This is a genomic window from Xylophilus sp. (assembly GCA_009914555.1).
Classification (GTDB): domain Bacteria; phylum Pseudomonadota; class Gammaproteobacteria; order Burkholderiales; family Burkholderiaceae_C; genus WNDY01.
Genome location: WNDY01000033.1, coordinates 1 through 16,873 on the forward strand (window position 1 = coordinate 1; position 16,873 = coordinate 16,873).

General features: G+C 63.9%; 16 protein-coding genes. 1 reads left to right on the plus strand and 15 read right to left on the minus strand.

Going from position 1 to position 16,873, the window contains the following annotated elements:
- The 3 genes from GAK38_RS14615 to GAK38_RS14625 form a co-directional block, all read right to left on the minus strand.
- The coding region (locus tag GAK38_RS14615; protein WP_291781585.1) for a transposase at positions 1 to 252 on the minus strand (252 nt) is incomplete at its 3' end.
- A gap of 30 nt (positions 253 to 282) precedes the next feature.
- Positions 283 to 579, minus strand: a complete 297-nt coding sequence (locus tag GAK38_RS14620; RefSeq protein ID WP_325345320.1) for an AlbA family DNA-binding domain-containing protein — start codon at positions 577 to 579, stop codon at positions 283 to 285.
- A 333-nt stretch (positions 580 to 912) separates the two neighbouring features.
- Positions 913 to 1,908, minus strand: a complete 996-nt coding sequence (locus GAK38_RS14625; protein ID WP_325345322.1) for an SOS response-associated peptidase family protein — start codon at positions 1,906 to 1,908, stop codon at positions 913 to 915.
- Between the two features lie 100 nt (positions 1,909 to 2,008).
- Here GAK38_RS14625 and GAK38_RS14630 point away from each other — a divergent pair, with 100 nt between their 5' ends.
- The gene (locus GAK38_RS14630; protein WP_325345324.1) at positions 2,009 to 2,410 is read left to right on the plus strand and encodes a hypothetical protein; all 402 of its coding nucleotides are present in this window, start codon (positions 2,009 to 2,011) and stop codon (positions 2,408 to 2,410) included.
- A 329-nt stretch (positions 2,411 to 2,739) separates the two neighbouring features.
- On the opposite strand, the gene GAK38_RS14635 is transcribed toward GAK38_RS14630, so the two are convergent.
- The 12 genes from GAK38_RS14635 to GAK38_RS14690 all read right to left on the minus strand — a co-directional run bounded on the left by GAK38_RS14635 (position 2,740) and on the right by GAK38_RS14690 (position 16,872).
- Positions 2,740 to 3,918: a tail fiber domain-containing protein gene (locus GAK38_RS14635; RefSeq protein ID WP_325345326.1), complete on the minus strand. Its 1,179-nt coding sequence runs from the start codon at positions 3,916 to 3,918 to the stop codon at positions 2,740 to 2,742.
- A gap of 9 nt (positions 3,919 to 3,927) precedes the next feature.
- Positions 3,928 to 4,626: a hypothetical protein gene (locus GAK38_RS14640; RefSeq protein ID WP_325345328.1), complete on the minus strand. Its 699-nt coding sequence runs from the start codon at positions 4,624 to 4,626 to the stop codon at positions 3,928 to 3,930.
- A 273-nt stretch (positions 4,627 to 4,899) separates the two neighbouring features.
- Positions 4,900 to 8,553: a host specificity protein J gene (locus GAK38_RS14645; protein WP_325345330.1), complete on the minus strand. Its 3,654-nt coding sequence runs from the start codon at positions 8,551 to 8,553 to the stop codon at positions 4,900 to 4,902.
- Between the two features lie 31 nt (positions 8,554 to 8,584).
- Positions 8,585 to 9,247 carry a tail assembly protein gene (locus tag GAK38_RS14650; RefSeq protein ID WP_325345332.1) on the minus strand — a complete coding sequence of 221 codons (663 nt, stop codon included), beginning with the start codon at positions 9,245 to 9,247 and terminating at the stop codon, positions 8,585 to 8,587.
- Between the two features lie 443 nt (positions 9,248 to 9,690).
- Entirely contained in the window at positions 9,691 to 10,428 is a 738-nt protein-coding gene (locus tag GAK38_RS14655) for a C40 family peptidase (protein ID WP_325345334.1), read from the minus strand.
- On the minus strand, positions 10,425 to 11,129 hold the full coding sequence (locus GAK38_RS14660) for a phage minor tail protein L (protein ID WP_325345336.1): 705 nt from the start codon (positions 11,127 to 11,129) through the stop codon (positions 10,425 to 10,427). The genes GAK38_RS14655 and GAK38_RS14660 overlap by 4 nt, the downstream gene beginning before the upstream one ends.
- Positions 11,126 to 11,464, minus strand: a complete 339-nt coding sequence (locus tag GAK38_RS14665) for a phage tail protein (protein WP_325345338.1) — start codon at positions 11,462 to 11,464, stop codon at positions 11,126 to 11,128. The genes GAK38_RS14660 and GAK38_RS14665 overlap by 4 nt, the downstream gene beginning before the upstream one ends.
- On the minus strand, positions 11,457 to 14,747 hold the full coding sequence (locus GAK38_RS14670) for a phage tail length tape measure family protein (RefSeq protein ID WP_325345340.1): 3,291 nt from the start codon (positions 14,745 to 14,747) through the stop codon (positions 11,457 to 11,459). Before GAK38_RS14670 ends, GAK38_RS14665 begins: the two co-directional genes overlap by 8 nt.
- A 10-nt stretch (positions 14,748 to 14,757) precedes the next feature.
- A complete protein-coding gene (locus tag GAK38_RS23955) occupies positions 14,758 to 15,024 on the minus strand; it encodes a phage tail assembly chaperone (protein ID WP_443089222.1) in 267 nt (88 codons plus the stop codon).
- Positions 15,025 to 15,053: 29 nt separating this feature from the next.
- Entirely contained in the window at positions 15,054 to 15,470 is a 417-nt protein-coding gene (locus GAK38_RS14680) for a hypothetical protein (RefSeq protein ID WP_325345343.1), read from the minus strand.
- Between the two features lie 23 nt (positions 15,471 to 15,493).
- Positions 15,494 to 16,444 (minus strand): phage tail tube protein, encoded by a 951-nt coding sequence (locus tag GAK38_RS14685; RefSeq protein ID WP_325345345.1) that lies wholly within the window; start codon positions 16,442 to 16,444, stop codon positions 15,494 to 15,496.
- Between the two features lie 11 nt (positions 16,445 to 16,455).
- On the minus strand, positions 16,456 to 16,872 hold the full coding sequence (locus tag GAK38_RS14690) for a phage tail terminator-like protein (protein WP_325345347.1): 417 nt from the start codon (positions 16,870 to 16,872) through the stop codon (positions 16,456 to 16,458).
- Position 16,873: the final 1 nt, after the last annotated feature.

Below are 16,873 nucleotides of genomic sequence, written 5' to 3' on the forward strand. Positions count from 1 at the left end.
GAAAGCGTTCTCCTCCTCCAGCCGCGCCACTTCACGTTTGAGCCGTGCATGTTCGGCCAACTCCAAGCGTTGTGCCTGATCGTCCTGGTCGTGCCGCCGCGCCTGGGCGCGCCAACTGTACAGCTGGGCAGGCTGCAACCCCAGATCACGAGCCACCGTGGTTACCCCTTCTGTGGCCGCTCGCAACAGTGCCTGCTGCCTGAACTCCAGGCTGAACTCCTGCCCCTTTCTGCCTGCCTTGCTCTTGGTCATCGTCCACCTCCTATTGCGATAGTTAATCGCTTATAGGGGTGTCCGTGAAACGGGGGCAAGATCAAGAGGCATGCCATCGATCTCTGCGACGCCATGGTCTACATGAAGCGGAGGGTCCACAGCATCTCGCGCCAGATTCGTCAACTTGAGAACAATTCCGTCGATGTCCTCTGGTGGCACCCCAACCGCCACTGCATCATTGTTCAAACCGAAGACGAGAAAGCCTCCTCCAGCCATGTTGCCAAATGCCGACAGATGCTCCGTCATGCGCCCCTTGTCAGGCGACAGGGTCTGCTTCCAATCCAGCTCATTCAGCTCGAGCGGCACGCCATTGCGAGACTCATCGAGAAGGGCGGTCGCCCTGTTCAGCCACTCTCTCATCCGTATCCCACTCAAATAAAAACTGCATAACTATCAATTAATTAGCAGCGGTCAACGTTTTCGACTCAATTAAGCGCCGTCGACACTTGTAGCCCAATCCTACCAGTGGGCGGCAGGTGGGCTGAATAGGGCGCGGATGGTCTTCACAGGCCCGCCGTCAATATATAGGGAGGACCGACCTCATGCAACCCAATATGTTGTGGCCCCTAGTGCGTCTCAAGCTGTCATGATTCCAATAAAGAGCGTACGCCCCCGCCGTTATCCAGCTATCAGCACCGACTAAGCCTCGCTACCGACCACCGCATGCTCGAAGTACGCATCGATCGGATCCTCAAGGAGGGACAGCTGCTCGCCCAGGCGCTTGGCATCCGGGTGTAGCCATGCCTCGAGGTGCTCAGGCTTGATGGCGATGATGCACCGGTTGTGGCCGGCGGCCGCGACCTCTGCCGGCGGATCTCGGGTGATCGCCGCGAAACTGTAGAAGCCGGGCTCGTCTTCCGTGGGCGGGCTGTACCTCCACAGGCACGCCAGGTACATGCCCTCCTCCGGCTCGGGCTCCGGCCGGAATTCGATCTCCACTGAGGTCTCGGGCTCGCCTGGAGCGAGGTCGCGCCGCTCGAGGTCGGCGAGGCGCACGGCCTCGTAGAAGCGCCGCGCCTGGACGATGCCATGGTTGTGGCCCCAGAGCCCGCGCCACACCGTCGACAGCTTGTCCTTGCGTGCGTTGTAGGTGCCGGGCTTCTGCAACTCGTCCTCAACGGTCCAGCCTTTCAGCCGAACCCTGTATCGCATCGGGACCACCATGCGTTGGCCGGTGGCTGGATCGCGGATGAGTACCGGAGCGTAGTGGCCCGGCCAGATCCTCTGGAATCCCTCGCCCGTGGCGTAGTCCTCAACCTGGGCAAGCTTGGCGCGCGCTGCGGCGATACGGTTGGTGGCCACGCGCTTGTCGTTGGTCGACTTCTTGGTCGGGCGCGGGCCGGCGAGCACGGCCTCGGCCTGCATCAGCCGCTCCGTCTGGGTGGCGATCTCCTGCTCATGTTTGGCCGCCGTGGCCCGGTACGCCTCTAGAGCAGCTGCCCTCGCCTCCTGCTGCTCGGCGTCGTTGGGATCGGCATCCATGAACGAGTTGCGCAGCGCCTTCGGCACGTCGGTCACCCAGCGCCCTGACTTGGCCGACCGCTCCGCCAGGGCGACAAACTCCTTGATGTCCATCTCGCCGCCCAGTCGGCGGTACTCCTTGAACTTGGCCTGGACCTGGGCGGAGTAACACATGGCGGGGCTCCGGAAGCTGAGTCACCAGCGTACACCCCGACGTGTCTCGCGCGGCGAGATTTGGGCGGCGTAGGCTGGTTGGCCCCGGAACGAGGCGAAGATGGAAAGGGTCGAGATCAAGGTGCAGTGGTTGCGGCGTGCGGCCAGCGGCTGGCCTGCCGTGCAGTGGGCCGCGCACATGGAGTCGCCTTGGCAATCCATGGACTTCGCATGGCTGCGCCGCGGGCGCGGGGCGTGGCACGTGGTCGTGTGCCCGGACGGCATGCGCTTCATCGAGGTCGTCCCCTATGAGGTCGAGCGCCCCGAGCTAGCCATGCGCCATGTCGTGCGTTGGATATCGGCGCGTGATCGATGGCGTCGCCTCATCATCGACGGTAGCGACGATCCCAGGGATAAGCACCTACGGCTACCAGGGCAGCCCAGTTGCGCGGCGTATGCCAGGCGCGTTGCGACCCACCCGCTGCTCACCGGCAAGGCGAGCGCGCGCCAGAGCGGGTGGTGACAGCCTCATGGACTCCTTCCAGGCCTCGCGGTCTCGCCGGAGCTGCTGCACGTCCAGCGGGTGATGGGCCAGCCAGCGCTCGACCATGCGGCACCCTTGCGCCTCTGAGCCGACGAGGGCTTCCAGATGCCGAGCCCAGTCAGCCCTATGCATCACCTTCGATACCCACATCCCATTGGGCCGCTGACCAACGTACCCCACCTCGACGCCGTCGATCGTGCCCACCAGATTGGCCGACCCGCCAATGACGGGGCGCCAGATGATCTCGACGGCGGCGGCTCGGATGGGCATGCCGGCGAGCGTACGCCGGCGCCGTCTCACCCGATGAGCTACGCGTGCACCCCGCCCTCCAGCGCATCGACGCGCGCGGCGAGCTGTTGGACCGCCCGCACCAGCGGCCCGATCAGCTCCTCATATCGCAACCCCTCAGGGCTGCCGGGGACTTCGGGATCGCCACCGGACCAGATGCCAGACGTCGCCGGGTCGATGTCCGCGGCGCGCAGCGCGTCCGCGACCTCCTGCGAGATGAGGCCCTGGTGATCGCGCCTCCCTGGGCGAGGCGTAAGCACCTCTTCCATTACAGGGATCGTGACTGCGCGCATCACCGGGTGCCCTGATTCGTCGACCACCGGCTGGCCATCAGCGTCGTAGGTTGGCTCCAGGTGCGTCGTCGTGCCCGTCTGCTCGCGCGTCGAGATCTTCTCAGCCTCTCGCAGCTTGTAGCTGACCGGCCGGAGCGACCGCACAAAATCCAGGCCGAGCGTCGTGTCCACGATGTCCGTCTTGTAGTCTCGGTCGGACGTGTTGATCGTGCCGGAGACCGCGTACAATTGGGAAAATCGCAGCGATGAGTTTCCGACACTGCGGGCATTGTCGGCCGAAGGCAGCACGTCCACGCCGGCGTGGTGGAGCATGTACTCCACGTCGCCAAAAGACCAACCTCCAAATGCCAGATTGCCGGTCCCGCTAAGGCCGAAATATGCGCCCTGGTAACCGTTCCTATACAGGCAAAGGAAGGCCGCCGCTGCCGGGTTGCTAGCGCCGCTCTCTTGCGTGCTATTGATCCGCATGGGGGCAATGGCCGCGTCTTTCGTGCCGATCACCCTCCCCCCGGATGAGGGGCCGTCAATCAACAGGGCGTTCGCCGCCAACGCCGTTTTGATACCGCCAGTCATATATCCGCCCGATTTGGGCAACGCACCCGTGATCCTGGTGTCGTCACCTGCGGCGACGGTGCCGGCAGTGGTGCCGACGACCTTGATTCTTGGATCGTCGCCAGCAGCAACTGTGCCGGCTACCGCGCCAACATTTCGCGTCGACGAATTTCCGAGTCTCGAGAGCTTCTGCTCAGCAATACCGATGCGATTTTCAATACCGCTATCCGCCGATCCGTCGCCGTCGATAGCCTTCGCTACCTCCCCGACATCGAGGTCAATTTTTCGAAACGCTGCCGTGTAGCTGTCGCCGGTGACCGGATCGAAATTTACACGCTGGATGTTCATTGCCATGCATTTTCCTCAGTAGTTGCTCACATCGGCGACGAGAACATCGCCAGCAGGGATAGCCGGATAGGGACCACCGGGAGGCACAATGCCCTGCAAGAAATGTGCGCTGAAGCTCACAACCCGCACGCTCGTGCCGTCAACCCGCGCTCCAGAAAAACTCACTTGATCTACGTAGGGCGAACCCGGCGTTGGCTGAAAAACACTCGTGACGATCGCTACGCGCGTGAAGATCATCGCTGTCGTGATTCCAGGGAAGTCCAGGCTTCCAGGTTGGCCGCCTTGTGATCCAGGTACGACGCCCGCAACCCGCAGATATCGCTGCATGCCGTCGAAAGTCATTCGGCCCTGAGCATCGAAGACCTGTAGGCCCGCTTGCGATCCCAGGTCGAGAGGTCGATCGAACACGAACCAAGCGAACTCTCTTCCCGCGTTGTGGCCGTCCTGCGCGTTGTCAGGAGCTGCGAAACTCCATTGCCACGTAGTGCCGTTGACGTAGCAACCCGTCAAGACAATCGCGAAGTCCGCCCTTACGGCGATCACCGGCGCATCCCCCTGAGCAGTGACCTGAGCAGTTACGGCCAAGTTGAACGGTGGCGCGCCCGTCACCGTGCTGAATTTCGCCGTGCCTTGGATACGAAGCGCCAGCGATGCGAATGACTCATCCGCCTGCCACGCTCCGGACGCACCGATGAGTTGGATGCCCGCGGACATCAGAACGTCCCATAAAGCAAACGGCACTTCACCTTCGATGCCGTGTAGTTGACCGTACCGCCGGAGATCGAGGCGTAAGCGATAACGGTGTATGAGCTGTAGGATTCCGCAGGCACGCACAATGCCCAGGGCGTCCCTTGTGAGAAATTCACGTCACTCACGCTTCCTCCCGCCGGGTTGCAATCAATCATTCCTATCAGGCGGCTGATGCGCGTCTCCCCGCCCATAACTTGACGCCCCTGCGCATCAAACGTTTGCACTCCAATTCCCATATCACCCCCAGATTCCCCAGCGCACGCGGAGCGTGCCATTCGCGTCGTACACACGACCTCCCGTGCCATCGATTTCCACGCGGCCCGATCCCGACGTTGCCCGGAGACCGAGCTGCCCGCTCTTGTCCAGCCTCCATAGCGGTTGGCCTGTTCCATCCATCGCGTCCGACTGGATCGCGCCCGTGATCTTGGCGTTGTCGATCGATGCGTTCGCGATCATCGCGTTGGTAATCCAGCCTTGACCGATGAAAGCCTGGCTGATGAACGTCTGCCCGCCCTGGATGACGAAAGGGGATACCGCCGAGCCACCACCGGCGGTCGGAAGGATCGCGAAGCGGTCCGCCACCACCAAGAAACGCGACTGCACGGTGCCGCTGCTGTTGTCGATGCCCACCGCGTAGCCGGCGGTGTAGTACTGACCGTCGGCCGTGATTGCCACTTTCGAGGTCAGCGTGACCGACACCTTGCCATCGAGCGCCGCGGTGACGTTGATGGCCTGCTGCGCTTGAGCCTTGGCATCCCCTGCGGCGGCCTCGACGGTCGTCACGCGTGACGCCATCGCCTGCTCACCCTCGACCCTAGCCTTCGTCTCCTCGGTCACTGCCGCCCGCACATCACCGATCTGGGCCTGCGTCGTCTCGATCCGATAGCCGAGCGCGTGATCGCTGTCGACCTCGGCCAGCACACGGGCGACCCAGCCCGCCTTGATCGGGTTGTCCACGCCGACCTTGTCGCCCAGGTCGACGCCGACGGGGGTCGGGTTGACCTGGGCGTAGACGGCGTCGGTCTTGGTGGCGGTGGCGCGCACCTCACCGTCCAGCTCCTCGACCTTGAGCGTCGTGTCCGACAACTGCATGGCCAGACCCGCCGCCGTCTGCTCGACAGCGCCGACGTCCCGCCACACCGCCTCGTCCGTACCCGGCTTCGCGCCGCCGGCGGCGACATCAACCAGGGCGCGGTACATGCGACCGTCCAGGCTGACGACGTCGCCCTTGTGATACGCCAGCTCGGCGTCCCACGGCGTAGGCGGCTGGACAAAGGCGGCGAGGTCGTCGACTGAGTCGATGGTGTCCCGCAGGTCCTTCGCAAGCTGATCCTTTTCGATCTGGCCCGTCAGGAGCTCGAGGATCGGTGCCGCGTCGCTGCTGCTCTGGCCCTTGATGGCCCCCGCCTCTGGATACCACGGACCGATGTTCCCTGCCTTGTCGATCAGCCGTCCCCAGAAGTACAAGGACGTACCGGCCATGAGGCCATGCAGCTCGGTGCCGCTGGTCGGGTAGCCATAGTCGCCCATGTGATACGGGGCCGGGTTCGCGGCGGGGTCGTCCGGACGTTGCGGCGACGTGTTAGCCCAGATCTCCGTACGCTGAGTGTCCGTAACGCCGTCGGGGAACGACCATTTGACGCGGATGCCGAAGATCAAAGTCTCGCACGCGAGGCTCGCCAAGCGCGGCGGAACGCCCGTCTTGCCGACGACCGGCGTCGGCTGGCTCAGCGCCGCGAGGGACGGCGTGTTACCCGTGTTGAGGGCGGTCACCCGGGCTACATACGTGCCGGTGTAGATCCCGACTACGTCGACCGACGTCGTGGCCACCGTGCCAGCCTGAATCCACTGGCCACTGTCCTTCTGCCACTCGACCTTGTAGAGCGCCGCACCGCCTGCAGCGTCCCATTCAATCGTCATCACGTTGTTGGCGATGCCCTGCTCCACCACCACGTGGCTGCTCACCCGGACGTTCGTCGGCGGCACCTGCGTGCCTACGGGCAACTTGCTGATCGGCGGCACCTGGATCATGGCGCCGTCGTCGATATGGTCGAACTTGCTCGCGTTGTGCTGGATCGCGCTGATCGTGAACTGGATCTTGTCGCCCGAGGTGTCCTCAGTCACCGACAACACGCGGAACGTCTGCAGGGCCAGCGAAGCGCTCTCGACAGACCATACGGATTGCGCCACCGGGATCTCGGTGAAAGGCTGGGAGGCATACAGCTTCGCGCCGTCGACCTGGCTGATCGTGCGCGTCTCGGAGACACCGGAAGGGCGGACCACCGTCAGCGTGTCGCCCTTGGCGATCTGGTCGGGCGCCCGGTCCACGGTCACCATGCTTTGCGTCGCGTCGCTGATACGACCGCCTTGGCGTGCGCCAGCGCGATCCGGATCCTGCACCGTGATGATCTGCCCAGGTGCCGAACGGAGGCCATCGAGGCCGACGGCAAACGTGACCGAGTCCGTTTCGACCTGACTCGTTGTTGTTGCCCATCTGCCGGCGCGGTGGGCCTGCCCCTGGCTCGTGCAGCCGATGGCAACGAACTCGGTCGGCTGGAGACCATATCGAGCAACCGCGGCGGCGTCCTCGACGTACTGCACGGCCTGCTTGTAGTTGTTGGCCGGGTCGTTCCAGGTCACCAGCGCGGTTGAAAACCTCGTCTTCCGCGCACTGCTCTGGTAGGTGAACTGGCCATCGATGACATTGGCCGCTGTGTACGGGTACACCGGGTCCGATGGCATGTCGGCCACAGTGACGAGCGATCCGCCCATCCAGTAGCTGACGCCGCGGAAGATCGAGGCCATGTCGCCAAGAACCTTGAACGCGTCCTGGCGAGTTTGCAGGTACGCCGTGCACCGAAAACGCGGCTCTTGGCCACCCTTCCCGTCACCGACCAACTGATCGCAGTACTGGGCGATCCGGTATAGCTCCCACTTGTCCACCAGGGAGGCATCGACCAGGTCGCCAAGACCATACCGGTTGTTCAGGATCATGTCGTACAGGATCCACGCCGGATTGTCGGTCCAAGCGGGTTTGAACGAGCCATCCCAGGTGCCGTTGTAGGCCCTAGTCTTCGGATCGTAGTTGGCCGGAACGCGGAGGATGCGCCCGAAGCACACGTACGACCGCGCCGGCACATTGGAGAACTGGCTCGCATCGCCGCTGATCGCCACGTAGGCGGTGTTCGGGTAGCGCAGCTTGGCGTCGATGATCTCGGTGATCGAGATGATGCGCGTAGTGTCTGCCGTGGTCGCACTGTTGGCATTAGCCGTTAGGCGACGGACCCGGACACTCCATCCCGTCATCGCGCGCGGAAGGTCGATACGGTGCGTGCGCTGGTAGGGGTTCGATGCCTTTCCGCTGAAAGCGCTGTTCAGGACCGTCTGGTACGCACCACCGTCGGTGGAAACATCGATCGAGTACTGCACGGTGTAGCCGTTGATGTCGCCGTTCTTGGTGTTGCTCTGCTGAAGCGCATCCACCTGGAGTGTGATAGCTACCGCCGACAGCTCAACGTTCGACACCGCGCGCACCCACGGCGCATCCGACTTCAGCTCGGTCTGGACGCCGATCTCGTTCTTCACATCCCCGTAGCCCGGCACATAGGATTGATCCTGCGTGCCGGTGCGCAGCTGGACGCTGACGCCGGTGAAGTTCAGCGTCCCGTTCGCGTTCGCCACAGGCGTGCCGTCGAGCTTGACGGACTGAAGGCCGTTGACGAGGCCAACGATCTCGCCCTCAGATATGGCGTCTTCAATCTGGAAGTAGGAGATGGAGCGGAGCGTGTCGGCCGCCTCTACGGGCGTGTGCTGACCGCCGCCGCCCTTGGCGCCAGTGATGTGAGGCTTGATGCCCATACGTTTGTTTCGCCCATAAAAAAGCCCGCTCATGGCGGGCTCGGGGTTCGTGAAGGCGGTTGATTCAGTCGGGATCGTATGGCGTCATCTTCTGAGCGCCATTGTTCGTGCCCATGCCGACGTTCGATGGCCTGGAGCTGTAGTCCTGGGCCTCGATGCCTGCCGAGATCACCACACTTCCGATCTCCATCGGGCCGCCGTAGAGGACGGGGACGCAGTTGCCCTGGGCTGTGGTGTTGACCGAGCCGTTGAAAATATCGCTGGCCTGGTTCTGGGATGGATCGGCGCTCTTGTTGAGCCGCGGCTGCGGGCTGAGCATCTGGACGACGCCGCCGGCGACCATCGACAGGCCTACACCGGCAATTGCCGTTCCTACCGGCGAGGCAGCGATCAGTCCACCGATCACGATAAGCACGGCGCCAACGATCGTCTGAAGCACGCCGCCGCTCTTCGAGCCGACATGGATCGGCGCGATACGGATGACGCCGCCTGCCGGCTCCCGCAACTGCTCGGCGCTTATGTTTGTCGCCCCTTTGCCCTTGCCGCGCCAAATCGCAAACTCAATTCCCCTGGCTTTGGCTCCGGCAATATAGGCCCGGAAGCCATCGACCACCGCACAAAGCGCTCGGATCGCTTCCGCAGGCGAGTTGGTATCGAGGTGCAGCTTGAACTCGCGACCGAACTTCTGTTGAGCCTCACCCGTAAGTAGGATCGTTGTCGCGCCCATACTTTCTCCTCATAAAAAAACCCCGCTTATGCGGGGTTCTTCTCACATGCAGCTTCTTGCCGCGTCAGTTCGTTTTCTTGTCCGACCACCGACATCAAGTGCGGCCTGCGCGAATATCGATACGGTTGAAGTTCCGCCTGCTTTGCTAACAACCGCTACTTCAGACGGCGTACCAGACGCCGGCGACACGACAACGTAGTCATCACCGTCACGGCGAAGGCTCGCGCCATTTGACTCTATGCCAATTCGCTGATTATTCCACGCGGTGGAAATGCAGGACGCTACTTTCTCCACGGACGTCCCGGAAGATACTAGATGTGCCGCCGGTTCCTTCTTGCGCAGCTCGTCAACACTCGCGCAACCGGCGATTCCATACAGCATCAAGGCTAACGCCACTATCCGAGTTCGCATATACGCCCCTAACGTAAACAGGAAGTCCGATTCTACCCGCCCCACCGCCAAACCGACCGGGTGACCTCCTGCCAATATCCCCCGTAGATGTCTCGGGAGCTGAGGCGACCGTGCAGGTGATGGAGGATCTGGCCATCGCCGAGGTACACGGCGGCATGATTCGGCACCTGGTTGCCGGAGCGGATCTGCATGAGGATCACGTCGCCAGGGGCGAGCGCGTCCGCACCAACGGGCACGAGGTTAGCATCCCTCAGCACGCGGTCGTTGTACAGAGCTGAGACTCCGTCGTTCCACCAGCCGTCCGCGCGGGGCGGATCGGGCAGCTCAACGCCGCGCTCACGGGCGTACCAGTCCCGGACCAAGGCCCAACAGTCGAGCACGCCATGCGCCCACTGGCGGCCAACCAGGGGCGCCTCGTAGCCGGTCGGCTCGATGACCTGCGTGTCGGCCGGTGCGGGGCCAGCATCGCCCGCCATGACGCTCACGATGACCCAGGGCAGTCCCGACCGCTCGCAGGCGACGCGATCGCCCTCGGACGGCCTCGCGGGCACGTCCGGGTGGGAGTGGACGATGGACGTGATCTCGCCCTCATCCTCGGCAGCGGCGAAGTCCGCCGGCGAGAGAACGAAGTGATCCTGCGGCGTGGTCGCCACGTTGCGACAGGCGATGTACCGCTCCCTACCCTTTCGCACGACGATGACCCCGCAACACTCGCGCGGGTACTCGGCCACCGCGTGAGCGTGGATCGCGGCTTCGGTCTCGGGCGTCATTTGATCAGCGTCGCGGCGGGGAAAGACCCATAGGGCAGCTCGCCGCCCGGCCAGTTGCGCAGGCGGCAGGAGGTCAGGCGCCCGCCGCAGCGGTCCTGCGCAGGGTCAGTCGTGGGGGAGTCGTCCGACTTGGCAACCGGCGGCCCCGTGTAGCCGCAGTACGGGCCACGGTAGCCGCCAATGGCGAGCCAGCCGCACACGTTGGCGATGATCTGGCGACCCGGCAGTTGGCGATTTCCGAAGTCCATCGGGCTCGACAGCTCCCAGGTGACCTGAGTCTTGTCCTCGGCGGAGCGGCGCTCCAGGAACCACAGTTCTGGCGGCGCGCCCTGGTCCGGGTCGGCGGAAGGATTGCCTTCAGGGAAGTTCACCGCGTCCAGGTACTGGCCCAGCGTGCGCAGGCGCCGCAGCTTTGCGCCGACGAGGTCCTGGTAGGCGAGGCACAGCGCCGTCAGGCGACCATCGATGTTGCCGGCGGATAGCGTCGGTACGGGCGGCTGCTCGGGGTCCATGCGGAAACCCTGGGCCTGGACTGGCCACGCCTCGTAGGCGACACCCTGCCAAGTGATGGGGCCGATTTGCGTATAGCCGTGGAACCGCAGGATGTCGTCGACGCCGCCGGTGATCGGTCGCAAATCGATCTCGAACAGCTCGACCCATGCGCCCGGCTCGAGCCTCTGGATGTCAGCGTAGAAGCTCATGGAGCAAAGCTCTCCTCAAAGACGGCGGTGAGCGTGGTAAGGCCAGCGATCGCCGGCGACTCGTTGTAGGTCTCGCACACATACCGGCCCTGGACACCGTTGGGCGGCGTCCAGAGGAACGATCGGGCGCCGCCATGGGCGTCGAGAAACGCCTTGATCGGCTGGACTTCGAAGTCGTACTTGTCCGCCACCGTGATGTTCCACTTCCTTGTGGAGTTGTTGATTCCATCCGCCGCGCGCTGCGTGTAGCCGTCGCCGAACTGGGCCTTTTTCACCCGAAAAGTGGTCGTACCGTTGGTGCCGGCGTCCACAGTGAAGTCGAAAACGTCAGCCACGTTGCTGCCTCCAGAGTTTGCCGCCGGGCATCATGGCTCGGGCGATCGCCTGATCCGCGACGGTTTGCATCTGCTGCCCAAGGTCACGCCCAAACTCGCCGGCGTTTTTCGGATCCACCTGACCCGATGTTGAGCCGTCGCTGGCCACGTTGACGGTGACATTCACCTGCGTGCCGCCGGCGGCGGGGCCGCTCGCGCCGCCACCGCTTTGCATGGGTGACACGCTGCCGCCCTCCTGGCCAGTGAGGAGGTACGTTTGCCCGCCTGGCGTCCGGTACACCTCAGGGCCCTGCTCCGCCACGCGATAAGCACTGTTCGGCGACGTCGAACCACCGCCGGCGCGGTAGCCGCCCCACGTGGTCGCCATCGACCCGCTGCCCGAATAGGTCCCGCCCGACAGGCTGAAGCTTCCTGACGATGTGGTGGACGGCATCGACCCGCCGCCAAGCCCAGGTATGAAGCTCAATCCGTAGCTGATCAGCGATGCGGCCGCCCGGTTCGCCTCGAGGCGCGCGACCTCGGTGAGCACCGAGCTGACGAAGCCCTTGATGCTCGCCTTGCCCTTCGTCGCGGCGTTCACCAGGAAATCCGACAGGCCGCCGTTCACCGAGCTGACGAACGAGCCGAAGGCGCCGGCGGCGTCCGTCGCCTGATCCTGGAGGTCCGCCATGGCTTTGCGAGATCCGGTAACCCAGTCCTCGCGTGCCGCTGCGACACGCTGCTGTCCGTCTTGCTCGATCTGCACCAAGCGGTCCGTGCTGGCCTGCTGCGCGGCCGCCTGCTGGTCATACGTGGACTGGTCGATCTGCTTGTTGCTCAGCTGCGACGCCAGGCGCACCAATTCGTCGGCACCTTGCCGGCGGATCGTGACGAGTCGCTGCATGTTCGCGAACTCGCGATCGCCCATGGACAGGCGCTGCACCTGCAAGTCGGCGTCGGCACGCGCCGCGGCCTCCTGCCGGCCGAGCGCGTCTACATAGGCCTGGATCGCACGCGCTGCCTTTTCCTTTGCCGCTGCAGCCTCCTGCACGAGCACGTTGTCCCGACTGATGGCGTCGGCCTCAATCTTGTGTGCCTCGGCGGATAGCTCCGCGACACGCTGATCGTTCTTCACCTTGTCGGCGCCCGCGACCTTCCGCTGTTGCAGGCGCGCCATCTCCGCCTGGATAGCCGTCACCTGCTCGGCTTCGCCGCGCCACAGTAGATCCCGGGACTGCTGATAGTAGGCCTCCTCCGAGACGGCACCGGACTTGCGCTGCGCGTCCAGCTCCTTCTGGGCATTCGCGTAAGAAGTTGTGATCTGGGCAAGCGCGGATTTGAAAGCCGATGCCTCGGAGGATACTTCGGCCGTGTCCAGCGCTTTGGACGCGCTATTGCCCGCCTTGTCGGTGTACTGCTGCTCGATGAACTTGAGCGCGTCCTTCTGCTGGGCCTCGATGGCGGCCTTGTCCTGAGGGCGAGCGGCGAGTGCCTTCTGGGTAGCCTCCTTGACCTTCGCGATGTCCTTGGCTTTGGCCTCGTCGCTCTTGGCGCGGCGGGCGTAGTCGTCGAGTACGTCGGAGGCCTTTTTGCCTTCGTCCTGAATGCGCTTGTCGTATTCCCCCTGTTGCTCAGTCCACTCGTCGAGTGCCTGCTTGACGGTGATCTGGTGCTTCTGGTCGAGAAGCTCCTGATACTGATCGAGTAGAGGGCTGCCGGAGTTCTTGAAACGCTCGGCAACAGCCTGATCCGTCATGGCTCGGCCGCCGACCTGGGTTCCCTTTAGGTCGCCGATTTTCAGATTGAGTTGGTAGAGCTTTGCATCGTCCGACCCGCTGCCGATCTGCTTTTCCTTCTCCAGCGTCTCCGCGATCGCATCCCGGACCGACCGCCAGCTCTTCGCCAGATATCCCAGATCCTCCTCGTATTTCTTGCGGCGCTCCGAGAACTTACCAGCCTCGATCTCTTGAATTTCAGCAACAGCGCGCTCCTGCTGCCCTTGGTCCACGAGCGCCTTGATGTGCTCGTACTGGGTCGCCGTCAGGAGGTTGTACTGCTCGTCCAGAGCCCGGACAGCCTTCACCGGGTCATCCCGCAGGGAGATGATGTGCTGGACGGCTTCGCCGACGCTCTTACCGGTCACCTCCGCCATGTCCACGGCGAGCTGTCCGGCCTGCTGAAGGCTGTCGCCAGTGAGGCGGCCTGACTCCAACAGCGCCTGAAGTGCTTCTCGCGCCTTCCCGTACTGGCCCGTGTTGCCACCGATGGCCGCGACCATGCCGTTGACCTGCGTGGCGGTGACACCCGCCGCGTCGCCCGTGGCAATGATCGCCTTGGTGATCTGCTGCTGGTCGTTGTAGCCGGCGATGGAGACTGCGGCCAGGCCACCGATCGCAAGCGCCAAAGCACCCACGCCAATCGCCGCCGGCGACAGCAGCGCCGTGAAGATCCCAGTGTCACCAGCGAGCGTAATCAGCGAACGCTGGAAGTCTCCGAAGTTGCCACGCGCAAGCTCGCTGACGAGCGTGCCGACCTCGCGCCGTGCTGCTGCCGTGTTGAGCGAGAAGCCATGCATGGCCTCGCCGACATCGGAAACATCCTTGCGACGCTGCTGAATGGTCGTCATGAAGCGGTCGAAATCGTCGCCGCCGATCAAGCCGGCCGACCTGAACTTCTTCAGCTGCGCTTCCTGATTGTCCAGCTTCTCCAGGGCCGAGATCGTCGGGTCGATCTGCTTAAGCAGCTTGTCGAGCGCCACGCGCTGCTCGTCCGCTCCAGACGCCGCACCACGAGACGCCTTCTCGGCCTCTTGGTTGCGTTGGCGAAACGCCTCGATCGACTCGTGCGCCCGCCGGACGGAGTTGACCTCCGAGTTGAGATCGGCCGCCACGGTCCGGCTCGCGTCGCTACGGCGCTGCGTCGCCTCGATGGCGGCGGCGTCCGCGCGCACCTGGTCGAGCGACGCAGAGACCATCGCCCGGATGCGCTCGCGCGCCTGATCGGCGGTCTCGCCCAAGGCCTCCGTTGCCTGGGCCTGCGTCTCGGCTGCCTTCGCCGCCTGTTCGCTCGTCGCGGCGACCTTCTGGCCAGCGCTGTCCAGCGAGGCATACGACGACACCTGCCGATCGATCGCCGCCGTCAGCTTGGCGATCTCGGCCGCGACTGGGCCAAAGGCCTTCGACAGAGCCTCGACCATAGCCTCCGCGTTACCCGCCGATGCGGTCATCGAGTCCAGGACGTCGGTCGCCTTGCCCGCCGAGGTGCTGTCGACGGCGACGACTAGGCGGGCGGTTTCATCCGTCATGCGGACCTCATCACGTCAGGGTGGTTCGCCAGTAGGCGTCGATCTGCTCGATGGCCTGGATCTGCCACGGGCGCATCGTGAGACCCTCCAAACGTTGAAAGGCCTCGATCTCGGTGTGCGACAGGGGCTCGGCGCCCATGCTCCGGCGGCGCTGACGGGAGAGCCGGTGGAAGGCGTCCATGAGGGGCTCGAAACCCTCCGGGCACTCGCCATGCTTCGTCAGCGCCGCCGGCTTCTTGCCCGAAGACTTCCAGTGCGCATGCAGGTGTTCCCGCACCGTGCGCTTGCCCCGGACTACATCGAGCTTCAGCTCACCTTCGACCCATCGGTAGAAGGCTTCGAGCCTTTGCCGAAAAAACGCTCGTCGTCCATCGCAACGCGGTCGACCTGCTCAGCGACGATCTGCGCGTCCGCAAGGAACGCGGCAACATTCACCGGCGAGCATTCGGAATCGAAGTTCCAACTGACGACCAGGCTCGATATCAGGGCGATGCGGTCGGCCTCGCGCTGGGCCTCGCTGGGCTTCCCGCCCTCGGCGATGCGATCGCGAATCTCGGCAAGCTTCGCCCGGTAGGCATCGGAGCGGAAGTTTCGCACCAACAGGAAGCGATCGGTCGGCGTGCCATCCGGGAGGGAAAGAGGCACGCGTACGCCGTCATTGAAGGTCTTTCGGGTGGCGAACGCCGACAGGTCGGGGCTGGTCGTGGTCTGGGTATCGGTCACGTTTCTTTCCTTGGATGGAGGGATCAGCCGCCCTGCGGCGGGGCCGGCGGCACGTAAGCAACGCGCTTGATCTGCAACTCGGTCGTGGAGGTCGTGTCGTAGAGCGACCGGATGTTCAGCTGCTGGATGCCCAGGTCGTCGCCGTTGAAGCTGTCCTGCGCCGAGGTGAAGCGCTGACGGGGAAGCGTCAGGACGTAGGAATTGCCCGACGTCGCCTTGTCGGTCATGGTGACCGCCATCTCGGTGTCTACCTCGTTGCGGTAGCGCTGCTTCAGCGAGTCGTCCTCGATGTAGGCCGACAGATCACCGGTGACGTCGATCATGCCGATCTTCATCGCGTAGGCCGGGCGATTCATGAGGCTGTATTTGGCCTCGATGTTGTTCGCCAGGGTGATATTCAGGTCGGTGGCAGAGTTCAGGTCCGTCGTATCGATGGCCAGTGAGCCATCGAACGTCGTCATGTAGTCGGTCGTGGTCGGCTGGGCGAAGGTGGCGCCGGCCGGCACCGTATACGACTCCTCGGACTTGCCGACGACCGAAAAGGTGACCGTGATCTTTTCCTGTAGCGGGCAGGCGAACTTCAGGGTGTTGATCTGGCAGCCGCGGTAGATCGTGTCGACGTTGATGTCGAGGTTGCGCTTCAGAATGGCGAAGCCGCGACGCACCGCCCCGGTCTTCAGGACGTTGTTGGCCCAGGTGCCGCAGAAGGCGGCCTCGATCAGGTCGTCAAAGGTGCCGAAGGACAGTTCGCCGACGATATCGCCACTGACGCTGGTGGCACCGCGCCGCGCGGCACGCCGGTGGCGATCCGGCACCAGTTCGTTCGACTGGATGTCGTTGGCCTGCTCTTGCAAGCCGTTCTGGGTGAGGCGTATCGGCTTGAACGCCGGATTCGCCGGGAGCGTGCCGTCGGCATTCTCCAGGGCATAGAAGTACGCGGCGCGAGCGCCGGATGCGGCAATGCCAGCGGTCATGGTGTTCTCCGTTACGGGGTGACGCGGTGCTGCCAGCTCCGGTAACGGATGGACAGCGACAGGGTAAGCCAGCCTTCCGACCGGCGAATGGATGAGCGCGTGCAGCGCTCGATGTTGACCTTCGTGCCTCCAAACTCGAAAGACGCGCCGGGGGTGAACCGCAATGAGACAGCGTCGGCATCCTTCAGCATCACCGGTGCGCCCGCGTCCAGCGGTTGGTTCAGGTCGACCTGAAGGATACCTACGTGTTCAAGGGGGGCTTGAATGCCAATACCGGCCGGCGCCGTACCCGCGGGCAGAAGGTAGAGCGCGGCCCAGGGCTTCCCTTGTTCTGGCGTGAAGGCCTTACCCTCGTACGCCGTCGGATAGGGAAGCCCTGCCCCCTGCCACGCCCTCACAAGCGCAGCATTGATTTCGAATTCGGCCATA